Annotated in this window: 11 protein-coding genes; all 11 read left to right on the forward strand. The window is 66.3% G+C overall.

The annotated features are described in order from the left end of the window. Positions 1 to 262: 262 nt before the first annotated feature. Positions 263 to 886: a cytochrome c gene (locus D105_RS0108830; protein ID WP_018867702.1), complete on the forward strand. Its 624-nt coding sequence runs from the start codon at positions 263 to 265 to the stop codon at positions 884 to 886. A 263-nt stretch (positions 887 to 1,149) separates the two neighbouring features. Continuing rightward, positions 1,150 to 3,222 (forward strand): cytochrome c biogenesis protein ResB, encoded by a 2,073-nt coding sequence (locus tag D105_RS0108835; RefSeq protein WP_018878179.1) that lies wholly within the window; start codon positions 1,150 to 1,152, stop codon positions 3,220 to 3,222. Between the two features lie 26 nt (positions 3,223 to 3,248). Next, the gene (gene ccsB, locus D105_RS0108840; protein ID WP_018867700.1) at positions 3,249 to 4,421 is read left to right on the forward strand and encodes a c-type cytochrome biogenesis protein CcsB; all 1,173 of its coding nucleotides are present in this window, start codon (positions 3,249 to 3,251) and stop codon (positions 4,419 to 4,421) included. Then, a complete protein-coding gene (locus D105_RS0108845; protein WP_018878180.1) occupies positions 4,422 to 5,054 on the forward strand; it encodes a thiol:disulfide interchange protein DsbA/DsbL in 633 nt (210 codons plus the stop codon). It begins immediately after the preceding gene. Between the two features lie 39 nt (positions 5,055 to 5,093). Further along, the gene (locus D105_RS0108850) at positions 5,094 to 6,734 is read left to right on the forward strand and encodes an acetolactate synthase large subunit (protein ID WP_018878181.1); all 1,641 of its coding nucleotides are present in this window, start codon (positions 5,094 to 5,096) and stop codon (positions 6,732 to 6,734) included. Between the two features lie 37 nt (positions 6,735 to 6,771). Further along, positions 6,772 to 7,653 carry an endonuclease/exonuclease/phosphatase family protein gene (locus tag D105_RS0108855; protein ID WP_018878182.1) on the forward strand — a complete coding sequence of 294 codons (882 nt, stop codon included), beginning with the start codon at positions 6,772 to 6,774 and terminating at the stop codon, positions 7,651 to 7,653. An 87-nt stretch (positions 7,654 to 7,740) separates the two neighbouring features. Further along, positions 7,741 to 9,027 (forward strand): GGDEF domain-containing protein, encoded by a 1,287-nt coding sequence (locus D105_RS0108860; protein ID WP_018878183.1) that lies wholly within the window; start codon positions 7,741 to 7,743, stop codon positions 9,025 to 9,027. An 18-nt stretch (positions 9,028 to 9,045) separates the two neighbouring features. Further along, the gene (locus tag D105_RS0108865) at positions 9,046 to 9,936 is read left to right on the forward strand and encodes a carbohydrate kinase (protein WP_018878184.1); all 891 of its coding nucleotides are present in this window, start codon (positions 9,046 to 9,048) and stop codon (positions 9,934 to 9,936) included. 132 nt (positions 9,937 to 10,068) lie between these two features. After that, on the forward strand, positions 10,069 to 10,455 hold the full coding sequence (locus tag D105_RS0108870) for a hypothetical protein (protein ID WP_018878185.1): 387 nt from the start codon (positions 10,069 to 10,071) through the stop codon (positions 10,453 to 10,455). Positions 10,456 to 10,525: 70 nt separating this feature from the next. Then, positions 10,526 to 10,978 carry a hypothetical protein gene (locus D105_RS0108875; RefSeq protein ID WP_018878186.1) on the forward strand — a complete coding sequence of 151 codons (453 nt, stop codon included), beginning with the start codon at positions 10,526 to 10,528 and terminating at the stop codon, positions 10,976 to 10,978. Between the two features lie 117 nt (positions 10,979 to 11,095). Beyond that, positions 11,096 to 12,646 (forward strand): FMN-binding glutamate synthase family protein, encoded by a 1,551-nt coding sequence (locus D105_RS0108880; RefSeq protein WP_018878187.1) that lies wholly within the window; start codon positions 11,096 to 11,098, stop codon positions 12,644 to 12,646. Positions 12,647 to 12,690 lie beyond the last annotated feature (44 nt).

Genomic DNA, 12,690 nt, shown 5'->3' on the forward strand with positions numbered 1-12,690 from the left:
GTTCCCCGATCCTGCGTTGCGCCGCTTGCGGGTAGAACCACTACCCGCTGCGCGACGCGCCTTGTCTCGGAAAACCTGGGGTGCCAACGCGAGCGTGTACATTCATCAGTGTTTCCCTTGGCCGAGTGCCGGACTCGGTTTATTTTTGAGCACAAATTAGCATTGTGCTATAAACTGCGCCCCTTATGTTGATCGCCCTACGATGGGGCACAAGGAACGGGTCGCGACCCGGCACGCATTTACAAGCAGGAGATTCTCCGTCATGAACCACAAGCTTTCCGCTCTCTTTGCTGCCCTGTCCGTATCCCTGCTGCTCCCGCTGTCGGCAGCCCAGGCGGGCGATCCCCAGCGCGGCCAGGAACTGTCCCAAGCCTGCGCAGCCTGCCACCAGGCGGATGGCAACAGCGTGAACCCGGAATGGCCCAAGCTGGCCGGCCAGCACGCCAAGTACACCGTGAAGCAGCTGCAGGACTACAAGTCCGAACGCCGCGAGAACAGCCTGATGCTGGGCCAGGTAGCCAACCTGGACGAGCAGGACATGCGCGACCTGGCGGCCTTCTATGCCGAGCAGGAAATCAGCGCCGGCACCGCCGACGAGTCGGTGGTCGAACGGGGCGAGCAGATCTACCGCGGCGGCATCCCGTCGCAGAACGTCGCCGCCTGCATTGCCTGCCACGGCCCGAACGGCAACGGCAACCCGGAAGCCATGTTCCCGGCCGTCGCCAGTCAGCACGCGCAGTACAGCGCGGATCAGCTGCGCTACTTCCGTAGCGGCGAGCGCGCCAACGACAATGGCCGCATGATGCGCAATGTGGTGCGCAACATGTCCGATGAAGACATCGAGGCCGTGTCCCAGTACATGGCCGGCCTGCAGCCGAGCAACTGATTCGGCTTCGGGTACGCCGCGCAGGACCGGCGGCGAAGCGACCCAGGGAAGGGGCGGCCTTGGCCGCCCCTTTTTTGTGGGCGCGGAAAAACGCACCCAGTTGGAATGCAATCCTGTACAGGGGCGTCATGGTGGGGCGCGCGAACTCCCGGGCGGATCATCGGTCCATCCACTGGTCGCGCAACGCCCGCGCAGTTTGTCTTGGAAATTGAACCCCTGTCGGGTTGCTTCGCATAGTCCGTCAGGCTAAAGCAGGTTTCAGCATGTCGAATAACGATCAGGCCGCCACCGCCGGCCCGGCCCCCGCATCCCGCCAGAAGGCCGCGCGCAAGCCGCGGCGCAGCCGCATACTGGTCGATTTCATGGGCTCGATGAGCCTGGCGATCACCCTCCTGGTGGCCCTCGCGATCGCCTCGGTCATCGGCACCGTCCTGGTGCAGAACGAACCGTACACCGAGTATCTGATGGACTACGGGCCTTTCTGGCACGAGATCTTTGCCGGGATGGGCCTGTATCAGGTGTATTCCGCGACCTGGTTCCTGCTGGTGGTGGCCTTCCTGGTCATCTCGACCTCCTTCTGCGTCTATCGCCAGACCCCCGGGCTGCTGAAGGACCTGCGCCGCTACAACACGCAGGTCAAGGAAAAGTCCCTGCGCTCGTTCCATTCCAGTGCCACCGGCGATCTCGATCAGTCACCGGAGGAGTTCATCCAGCACGCCCACCGGGTGCTGAAGGCACAGGGTTTCAAGGCGCGCGAGAAGAACCACGACGGACAGACCGTGATCGCTGCCATGCGCGGGCGCTGGAACCGCATGGGTTACCTGCTGACCCATGTCGGCATCGTGGTGATCTGCGTGGGCGCCCTGGCCGACGGCACGACCCTGCTGAAGATCAACGAGTGGCTGGGGAATCTCGAGGTCGAGACCCGCAGCGTACCGATATCCGAAGTCCCGCGTTCGGCCTGGATACCGGACTGGAACCCGTCCTTCCGGGGCTCAGTGGAGATCCCCGAGGGTGCATCGGCGAATGTGGTGTTCCTGCCGATGCGCGAAGGCTACTTCGTGCAGGAGCTGCCCTTCCGCATTGAACTGGAGGAGTTCCGGATCGAACGCTTCTCCACCGGTGCCGAAAGCTCCTACGAGTCGGACCTGATCATCCATGACCCGAACCGCGACGAGCCACTGCGACACACCATCTCGGTCAACCACCCGTTGATCTACAACGGCTTCGCGATCTACCAGGCGAGCTTCGCCGACGGCGGCACCCGCCTGGATATCGACGCCATCCCTCTCGGCGCCGAGGCCCTGCGCGAGCTCGAGGTGCCGGGTCGTGTGTTCCGGGAGGTGGAGATCCCGACGCCGGACGGCGACACCCGGACAATCGAGTTCACCAACTTCCAGCTGGAGAACGTGGTTCCGCTGCTCAACGAAGAGGGCGAGCGCGAAAACCGCCATATGGGCCCGAGCTTCGATTTCCGCCTGATGGACCGCACCGGCCACGGCCTGCACTACCGCAACTACCAGCGTCCGGCCCTGCAGGAAGGGGCGATGTACTTCCTCAGCGGCGTGCGCGAAAGCCCGGCGGACGAGTTCCACTACCTGTTCCTGCCGGCGGACGCAGACGACTCGCTGGAACGCTTCCGCACCTACCTGGCCATGCTGCACAACCCCGAGGTGCGCAACGAGATCGCCCGCCAGGTGGCGCGCGATGACGAGACGGTGCCCAACGAGCAGACCCAGGCCATCGCCCGCACGACGGCCGAGCTGATGGGGCTGTTCGCCGAGGGCGGCTACATGGCCGTCAACAACGAGATCGAACGGCGCGTACCGGGCGAGCGCATCGACGAGGTGCGCGACCTGATGATCCGCATCCTACACGCCGGCCTCCAGGGGCTTTACATGGAGGTCCTGCAGGACGAGGGTGTAGTCTCGATCCAGGAAGAAGAGCAGCGTTTCCTGGAGGATACGATCTCGGCAATCAACGCGATCAGCCTGTATCAGTCGCCGTTCTTCTTCCACCTGAAGGATTTCGAACACCGTGAGGCGTCCGGCCTGCAGATCGCACGCGCCCCCGGCCAGAGCACCGTCTACACCGGCAGCGTGATGCTGATCGTCGGGATCTTCTTCCTCTTCTACGTGTCCTATCAGCGCCTGTGGATCATGGCACGGCGGAGCGAGAACGGCGAAGGCACTCACGTGGTGATGGCCGGCACGAGCAACCGCCACCAGGTGGAATTCGAGGAACGTTTCGCGCATCTTAAGAGGTGGATCATCGATCAGAAGCCGGTCGATGGCGCCAGCGACGGTACCCATGAGTCCAACAACAAAAACGACTAAAAGCTAAGCAGTCGGAGGAGCACCCCATGTCAGTCCCCCACGAGGCCCTGGATTTCGAACGGCCCGGCATCTTCCGGCGCATCCAGCCGCGCGACTGGGCGTACATCGCCCTGACGATCGCCGTCGGCCTGATCGCCTTCTGGCAATACGGCCACATGATGGACCGCTACGACACCGGCGGCCTGATCCTGGCCGTCGGCCTGAGTGCCTGGATGGGCTGGTTCTGGCGCCCGTGGCAGGCCTTCTCGATCATTGTCGGGGTCCTCGCACTGTTCGGTATCTGGATGTACGGCGACGACCTCGCCCGCGGGAGCACCAACTTCTGGCTGAACTACGTCGGTTCGGGCCAGGCCGGTGTCATGTGGATGAGCGTCTTCCTGTACCTCTCCACCGTCGCGTACGTCACCGGGCTGTTCAGCCGCTCCGACTTCCCCACCCGCGTCGGCGGCGCGTTCGCCTGGATCGGTGCCGGGGCCGGGCTGATGGCCCTGCTGGTGCGCTGGCGCGAGATCTACCTGACCGATCCGACCTGGGGCTATATCCCCGTCGCCAACCTGTACGAGGTCTTCATCCTGCTGGCCGCCCTGACCACGCTGATGTACCTCTACTACGAGAGCCGCACCGGCCAGCGCACCATGGGTGCGTTCGTCATGCTGGTGATCGCCGCATCCGTCACCTTCCTGCTGTGGTACATGTGGGACCGCCAGGCACACGAGATCGAGCCGCTGGTGCCCGCTCTGAACAGCTGGTGGATGAAGATCCACGTGCCTACCAACTTTGTCGGCTACGGCGGCTTCGCCATCGCCGCGATGCTGGGGGTAGCCTATCTGGTCAAGCATCGGCTCGAGCGCACCCGGCCCGACGCCGCCCTCACCCAGCGCATCCCGAGCAAGGAAGCGCTGGACAGCGTGATGTACAAGGCCATCGCGATCGGCTTCGCCTTCTTCACCATCGCCACTGTGCTCGGCGCGATGTGGGCCGCCGAGGCCTGGGGCGGCTACTGGACCTGGGATCCGAAGGAGACCTGGAGCCTGATCCTGTGGCTGACCTACGCCGCCTGGCTGCACATGCGCTTTACCAAGGGCTGGCGCGGACCGGTCATGGCCTGGTGGGCGATCATCGGGCTGTTCGTCACGACCTTCACCTTCCTGGGCGTGAATATGTTCCTGTCCGGCCTGCATTCCTACGGAGAGCTGTAAATGAAGCGTCGTGAATTCATGGGCGCCGTGGGCGGCGCCGGCCTGCTCCTCGCCACCGGCACCAGCCTCGCGGCCGAGTTCCGCGAGGGCCAGCACTACCGGGCCATCCAGCCCCCGCTGGATACCGGGCTGGAGGACGGCAAGATCCAGGTGGTCGAGGTGTTCTGGTACGGCTGCCCGCACTGCTACGCCTTCGAGCCCAAGGTCCAGGCCTGGAAGCCGAACCTGGCCGACGACGTGCAGTTCGAGTACCTCCCGGCGCCGATGAACGACGTCTGGGCGCTGCATGCCCGGGTGTTCTACACCGCCGAGAAGCTGGGCGTGCTCGACGACGTGCATCAGGCGTTCTACGACGCGATCCACGATCAGGGCCGTCAGATGCGCTCGGAAAGCGCGATTCTGCGCTTCATCGACCAGCGCGGGCTGGACGCCGACGAGTTCCGGGAAACGATGCGCTCCGACGCGATCCGCCGCCGGATCGTCGAGGCCACCGAGGCCGTGCAGGACTACGGCGTTGGCGGCGTGCCGACCCTGGTCATCAATGGCGAGGCCATCGTCTCCGCCAGCATGGCCGGCGGGCACGACGAGATGCTGGAGGTTGCCGACTACCTGATCGAACGTGCCCGCGGGTAGCGCGCGGCATATACCCCGGCCCGCCGGGGCGCCTTCAGCATGAGCACGCCGACCACCGCCCAGCGCCTGGTCGAATGCCTCGAGCAGGAGGGCGTCCAACGCATCTTCGGTCTGCCGGGCGAGGAGAACATGGCCGTTCTCGATGCCCTGGCCGACTCCTCCATCGAATTCGTTACCACGCGCCATGAACAGGGTGCGGCCTTCATGGCCGACGTCCACGGGCGCCTGTCGGGCAAGGCGGGCGTCTGCCTCGCGACCCTGGGTCCCGGCGCCACCAACCTGATCACCGGCGTCGCCGACGCCAACATGGATCACGCGCCGCTGGTCGCGATTGCCGGCCAGGCCAGCACCCACCGCCTGCACAAGGAATCGCATCAGGTCCTCGACCTGAAGGGCCTGTTCCAGCCGATCACCAAGTACAGCTCCAGCGTGGTCGAGCCCGAGATTCTCCCGGAGGTGGTGCGCAAGGCCTTCAAGTGGGCCGAAGGCGGCAAACCCGGGGCCAGCTTCCTCGAACTACCCGAGAACATCGCCTCGCAGCCGTGCCCCAACCCGCCCCTGCCGGTCCACGCCGGCCCGGCGGCCGTGCCGGCCGACGCCTCGCTGGAGGCCGCGGCCCGGTTGCTGAACGAGGCCCACCACCCGCTGATCCTCGCCGGCAACGGTGTGATCCGCTCCGGCGCCAGCGGGGCCCTGGCCACGCTCGCCAGCGCGCTGAACATCCCGGTGGCCAATACCTTCATGGCCAAGGGCGTACTGCCGTTCCGCCACCCGCTGGCACTCGGCTCGGTCGGGCTGCAGAGCCAGGACTTCGTGAACTTCGGCTTCCACAAGGCCGACGTGATCGTCTGCATCGGCTACGACCTGGTCGAATACCCGCCGAGCTTCTGGCATCCGGACGGCGACCGCACCCTGATCCACATCGATTCGGCCCCGGCCGAGATCGACGGCCACTACAACGTGACGGCCGAGGTCCTCGGGGATTTGACAACGTGTCTGCACCGACTGGCCGAGCAGGTCAGTCCGCGCGAGGAGACCATCCTGCGCCCGCTGCGCCAGAGCCTGATCGAGGACATGAACGAGCACCGCGACGACACCCAGGTGCCGCTCAAGCCACAGAAGCTGATCTGGGACCTGCGCACCGCGGCGGATCTCGACGCGATCATGATCACCGATGTCGGCGCCCACAAGCTCTGGATGGCGCGCATGTTCCGCTGCGAGCTACCCAACACCTGCCTGATCTCCAACGGCTTCGCCAGCATGGGGATCGCGCTGCCCGGCGCCATCGCCGCGGCCAAGCTCCATCCCGAACGCCAGGTCGTCGCCGTCACCGGCGATGCCGGCTTCCTGATGAACGTGCAGGAGCTGGAGACCGCGGTCCGGCTGGGCCTGAATTTCGTGGTGCTGATCTGGAACGACAACGCCTACGGCCTGATCGAGTGGAAGCAGGTCCGCGAGTACGGGCGCAAGGCCTTCGTCGAATTCGGCAACCCGGATTTCGTCCAGCTGGCCCGCGCCTTCGGCGCCCGCGGCGTGCGTATCGAACCGGGAGACAGCCTCGAAATGGCCCTGCGCGAGGCCCTGGTGGAGCCGGGCGTGACCGTGATCGACTGCCCGGTCGACTACAGCGAGAACATGAAGCTGACGGAACGTTTGGGCGAGCTGGTTTGTCCATTCTGAGAACACGGACTTTCCCTCCAGCAGGAGACCTCTCGCGATGACGTCGATCGCGCCTGGCGACCGTCGCGCCGCGCCCCCCGGCCCCGAAGGCGAGGCGCAACCGGAAACCGCCGCCCCGGAACAACTGAGCTACCAGCACGAACAGGGCAGCCAGCGCCTGCGTCTGCTGAGTTTCAATGCCCAGGTGGGCATCCACTCTTCCCGCCTGCATCACTACGTCACCAACAGCTGGAAGCACGTGCTCCCCTATGGCGGGCGCATGGACAACCTGGACCGGGTCGCGCGGTTCATCTCCGAGTTCGATATCGTCGGCGTGCAGGAGTTGGACGGCGGCAGCATCCGCAGCAATTTCGTCGATCTGGCGTCCTATCTCTCCGAGCGCGCGCAGTTCCCGTACACCTACAACCGGATCAACCGGGATCTCGGGCAGTTCGCCAAGCACTCCCTGGCCCTGTTCTCGCGCCTGGAACCGGACCGGGTCGAGATGCACCGCCTGCCAGGCGCCCTGCCGGGACGCGGCGCGATCGAGGCGCACTACGCGATGGGCGACGGAGACGAACTGGTCCTGTTCCTGCTGCACCTCGCCCTCGGCAAGCGGACCCGCAAGTCCCAGCTGGCCTACGTCGCGGAACACATCCAGGACCTCCCCCATGCGGTGGTCATGGGCGATCTCAACTGCCAGCAGGACAGTGAGGAACTGCGCCAGCTGGTCGCGCGCACCGGCCTGATGGAGCCAATGGCCTGCCCCGCGACCTACCCCGCCTGGGACCCGCGCCTGGTCTTCGACCACATCCTGCTGACCCCCGACCTGCATGTCAGCGACGTGCGCGTCTACAACGTTGCGCTGTCCGACCATCTCCCGGTCGGCATCGAGATCGAACTGCCGCAGCGCCAGGCCCTTCATGATCCAGCGCACTAAACCGTTGCCCGTATACGGGTACGATCCCGGTGGCATCTACCCGTATTACGCGTTTAAATAGACACGCCTCCTTTCCGGGATTTCCCGATGTCCGACAGCGATCTGCGTAGAACCATCATCGAGCTCGAACGCTCGCTGGACCGGGAACGGGCCCTGCAGGACACGATCCGCCGAGTCGCGCTGCGTTCGCTTGCGGTGGTGTCCGCCAAGGTGCCGGCACTGGAGGGCGCGGTCCGCGACCTGACCCGGGCCATCGAGTCCGACCCCGGCGACACCGCCTGGCTGGACCGCCTGAGCGGCCAGCTCGCTGACGCGGTACGTTCCAGCGACCATCGCCAGGATCTTGCCGAGGGCATCCTCGAGGTGGTGCGCCGCGGCCTGCACGGCTTCGAGTTCCTCGATTCCGAGGTGGACGCCCTGACCCGGGCCGCTGACCGCCGCGACAAGGCGGAGATCGAACGCACCCTCAACCGTCTGTTCACGGTCCTGCACGACAAGTGCCAGAAGGCCATGACCGAGCGCGAGGAGCTCACCGAGGTCGTCGGCGAGATCTGGCACCGCCTCGAGGATGTCGACACCGCCTTGTCCGAGGACGAGGCCCGCGGCGAACGCGCCCGCGAATCCGTGTCCGAGCTGCATGCCGGGATCTCCGGCGATGTCGCCCATATCAAGGGCCGGGTCGTCGACGTCGACGATCTGGCGACCCTGCGCACCGAGGTCAGCCGCGGCCTCGACCGCATGGTGGAGCGGGTCACCGCGTTTCGCGATGAACAGGAAACCGAGCTGCTGGCAGCACTGGAGCGCAACCGCGCCCTGCGCTCCAAGGGCCGCAGTCTGGAGGGCCAGGTGCAGGCCCTGCGCACGCGCCTGGAACAGGCCCGCGCCGAGGCCACGCGCGACAGCCTGACCGGCCTGCCCAACCGCACCGCCTTCGAACAGCGCCTGGCCCAGCTCCCGGCGGAGCTGAAAAAGGCCGGCGCCGCCTCCCTGCTGGTCTGGGACATCGACCACTTCAAGACCATCAACGACGAATACGGACACAGCGCGGGCGACAAGGTCCTGCGGGCGGTCGCCGAGATCCTGGCCGAAGGGGTCCGCGCACCCGACTTTGTCGCGCGCTACGGCGGCGAGGAATTCGTGATGATCCTCTACCGCGAACCCGCGGCCGCCCATACACAGGCGGACACTATCCGCGAGGCGGTCGATCGCCTGATCGTGCGCGCCGGGAACACCCGGCTGAAGGTCACCATCTCCGCGGGCCTGGCCGGCATCAACCCCGCCGCCGCCCCGGAGGCGATCTTCGATGCGGCCGACCACGCGTTGCTCGAGGCGAAGAAACGCGGGCGCGACCGCATTGAACGCGCCGACGGCTGATCCACCCCGGGAGACGTCATGCACGGCACGCCCCCATCTCACCTGATCTTCGGCGAGGTCCTGTTCGACGGCTTCCCCGACGGCACGCGCGTCCTCGGCGGCGCGCCCTTTAACGTCGCCTGGAACCTGCATCAGCTGGGTGCCGCCGCCTGCTTTGTGGGCGGCATCGGCGACGACGCCGATGGCCGCCGCGTGCGGGAACGCATGCACCACATCGGGATGGATACACGCGGGCTGTACCAGCACCCCACGGCCCCGACCGGCGAGGTCCGCGTCACCCTGGAGCAGGGCGAGCCGAGCTACACCATCGTCCCCGGCCAGGCCTATGACGACGTCCCGGCGGACTGGGCGGAGCAGCTGCCGGCTACGGCCACGCTCCTCTATCACGGGACGCTGGCCCTGCGCACCGGCAATCGCGAGCTGCTGGAACGCCTGCGGGCCCGCTCACGCCAGCGCTTCGTCGACGTGAACCTGCGGGCACCGTGGTACGACGCCGACGACGTCCTCGCGCTGATCCGCGGCGCCGATGTGGTGAAGCTGAACACCGACGAGGCCGCGACCCTGGCCCCGGATGTCGCCGAGGCCGAGCGCCCGACCGCGCTGCTCGAACGGGCCGCGATCCGCTCCGCCCTGATCGTCACCCACGGGGCCGGTGGTGCCGCCATCCACGAGCCCGATGGCCAGCACTGGCAGGCACCGGCACCGCCCGTCGACGGGTTCCGCGACGCCGTGGGCGCCGGCGACGCCTTCGCCAGCGTCGCCATCATCGGGCTGCAGAACGCCTGGCCCTGGGCGACCACCCTGGAGCGCGCCCTCCGATTTGCCGCCTCCGTCTGCACCCTGCAGGGCGCCACCACCGACGACCCGGCCTTCTACCAGCAAGCCACGCGCGACTGGCCCCGGGCCTGACGACACGCCGGGACGCCGGGACACAAAGACCGCACGGCGCGGCATATCCCGCGCACGCGGCCCCCTCTACGGTACAGGACAGGGCGATCACCGACGGATCGCCCGTTCGAAAACCTAAGAGGAGAAATCGTCATGAATCATTCCACCCGCACACACATCAAGAACCTGGCGCTGAGCTTGGTCCTGCCCGTCGCCCTGGCGTTCTCGGCCACGGCAACCGCCGAGGACATCACTCGCATCCACCTGGAACAGCACAACGGCTATTTTGCCGCGGAAGAAACCCTCGCCGACCTGAAGGCGGGTGAGTACGAGTTCGTGGTCACCAACAAGGCTGGCAAGGTCGCCGGTTTCCAGGTCCAGAATCACCGCACCGAGGAAACCCTGGCGATGTTCCCGCTGCAGCCGGGCGAGACTGGATCGGCCCGAGTCACGATCAGCGAGGACGGCTTCCGGTATCGCTGCCCGATCAACCCGACCCCCTGGTACGAACTGGACAACGTCGGCCCCGCCGACGGCTGAGCCGCCAGGATATCCGGGCCACACGGAAACCTCCGGTGGCCCGGGGTCCTGCGCACACGAGGAGGCCTACATGGCGCTGCGACATACCTATTTTTCTGCAGCGGGTTTCAACCCACTGCCGCATATCGACCGCTGGCTGCACCCCTATCGACTGACCACCACCGTGATGATCCGCGGCCGCACCATCCGTATTCACTGGACCGACCGGGCGCTGGACGCTTTGGAAACCCGGGCAACACCGCTCTACGTCGAGATGCAGTTGTATTTCTCCTGCGTGGTGAAGAAGCGGGTGCTGTTTTACGAGACACCACCCGCGTCCGATTTCGTCGTGGCCGGCCCTCGGCTCCATGTGCGTGCCCGCACGGTGGAGTCCGATGTCTGCTCACCGGAGGACTTCGCAGCCGGCTATCCCGCCCGCCGCGAACTCTCCAGTGCGGGGGCCCTGCGCATGGTGCCGCGCACCCTCTGGCTGGATTACCAGGGCGGACAGTGGGTCGGCGAGATGGCCGTCGGCGGCCCCTGAATGCAATCCCGGACCCTGGAGCAGGCCTGCCGGACGGCCGAGCCTTACGCCCGCCCGGCGGAACGCCAATACTGATCCATAACCATACGCCCGGGTGTTACCCGAAGAGAGCCCCCCATGGGACAGTCCGGCTGGCTGATGGGCCTGATGGAATTCATGTCGCTGCTGTTCATCTTCGTGGTGGGCAGTGTGATCGCTGCGCTGGCGGTCGTCTATGTAATCGACCGCACCCAGCGGACCCAGGCGATCCGCCGCAACTACCCCGTGATCGGCCGCCTGCGCTACCTCCTGGAACATCTCGGCAAGTTCTTCCGGCAGTACTTCTTTGCGATGGACCGCCAGGAGTTGCCCTTCAACCGCGCGCAACGCAGCTTTGTCTACCGGGCCGCCAAGGACCTGGACACCACCGCAAGCTTCGGGTCCACGCGTGATCTCACGCCGGTCGGGTCGGTGTTCTTTGTCAACTGCCCGTTTCCCACTCTGGCAACCGATGCGGCCAGCAGCGAACCCCTGGTCATCGGGCCACATTGTCCCCATCCCTATGCGGCGCCCTCGCTGTTCAACATCTCGGGCATGAGCTACGGGGCCATCTCCCGGCCCGCGGTGCAGGCCCTTGCAGAGGGTGCCGCCCGCGCGGGCTGCTGGCTTAATACCGGCGAAGGCGGCCTGTCGCCCTACCACCTCGAGGCCGGATGCGACCTCGTGTTCCAGATCGGCACGGCCAAGTACGGGGTGCGGACCCCGGACGGGCGGCTGGATCATGACCGACTAAGAGAGATGGCCACCCTGGCGCCAGTACGCATGTTCGAGATCAAGTTGAGCCAGGGAGCCAAACCCGGCAAGGGCGGGCTGCTGCCGGGACGCAAGGTTACCGAGGAGGTCGCGCGGATTCGCGGCATCCCGATCGGCCTCGACTCCAACAGCCCCAACCGCCATGTCGAAGTCGACAGCGTGCCGGATCTTCTGGACCTGATCGCGGACGTACGCGCGACGACCGGAAAACCCACCGGGATCAAGTTTGTGGTCGGTGCCTACGGCTGGCTGGAAACCCTGTGCCAGGAAATCCTAGACCGCGGCCCCACGGCCGCACCCGATTTCGTAACCGTGGACGGAGCGGACGGCGGCTCCGGGGCGGCCCCCGGGGCCCTGATGGACAGCATGGGACTGCCCCTGCGCGAGAGTCTGCCGATGGTGGTCGACATCCTCGAGCGCTACGCACTGCGCGAGCGCATCCGGGTGATCGCCTCCGGCAAGCTGGTCACGCCCACCGACGTAGGCTGGGCGCTTTGCGTAGGCGCCGATTTCGCGGTGTCCGCGCGCGGCTTTATGTTCGCCCTCGGCTACATCCAGGCCATGCAGTGCAACAAGGACACCTGCCCCACCGGCATCACCACCCACAATCCCCGCCTTCAGCAGGGCCTGGACCCGACCCACAAGGCCGTGCGCGTCGCCCACTACGTCCGCAACACCATCCACGAAGTCGAGGTAATCGCGCACTCCTGCGGCGTCCACGAACCCCGCGAACTGGAGCGCTTCCACGCCCGCATCATCGCCAGCCACGGGCAGTCCGTCCCACTGGACGCCTTCTACCCCAAACTGACAGAAAGCCTCACGGGCCCCAAGGTGCAGTCCGCTATTTCACACTCCCTACGCCCCCAAGACCCGTAGTAGGAGGCTCCCACCCCCGCACCACACGGGAAGCTCAATCGCTC

Origin of the sequence: Thioalkalivibrio sp. ALE28, assembly GCF_000377425.1 — a bacterium.
Classification (GTDB): Bacteria; Pseudomonadota; Gammaproteobacteria; order Ectothiorhodospirales; family Ectothiorhodospiraceae; genus Thioalkalivibrio.

Bases quoted from the DNA above. Each gene is read 5' to 3' on its own strand.
- D105_RS0108830 (WP_018867702.1), top strand. From the start codon at position 263: ATGAACCACAAGCTTTCCGCTCTCTTTGCTGCCCTGTCCGTATCCCTG.
- D105_RS0108835 (WP_018878179.1), top strand. From the start codon at position 1,150: ATGTCGAATAACGATCAGGCCGCCACCGCCGGCCCGGCCCCCGCATCC.
- ccsB (WP_018867700.1), top strand. From the start codon at position 3,249: ATGTCAGTCCCCCACGAGGCCCTGGATTTCGAACGGCCCGGCATCTTC.
- D105_RS0108845 (WP_018878180.1), top strand. From the start codon at position 4,422: ATGAAGCGTCGTGAATTCATGGGCGCCGTGGGCGGCGCCGGCCTGCTC.
- D105_RS0108850 (WP_018878181.1), top strand. From the start codon at position 5,094: ATGAGCACGCCGACCACCGCCCAGCGCCTGGTCGAATGCCTCGAGCAG.
- D105_RS0108855 (WP_018878182.1), top strand. From the start codon at position 6,772: ATGACGTCGATCGCGCCTGGCGACCGTCGCGCCGCGCCCCCCGGCCCC.
- D105_RS0108860 (WP_018878183.1), top strand. From the start codon at position 7,741: ATGTCCGACAGCGATCTGCGTAGAACCATCATCGAGCTCGAACGCTCG.
- D105_RS0108865 (WP_018878184.1), top strand. From the start codon at position 9,046: ATGCACGGCACGCCCCCATCTCACCTGATCTTCGGCGAGGTCCTGTTC.
- D105_RS0108870 (WP_018878185.1), top strand. From the start codon at position 10,069: ATGAATCATTCCACCCGCACACACATCAAGAACCTGGCGCTGAGCTTG.
- D105_RS0108875 (WP_018878186.1), top strand. From the start codon at position 10,526: ATGGCGCTGCGACATACCTATTTTTCTGCAGCGGGTTTCAACCCACTG.
- D105_RS0108880 (WP_018878187.1), top strand. From the start codon at position 11,096: ATGGGACAGTCCGGCTGGCTGATGGGCCTGATGGAATTCATGTCGCTG.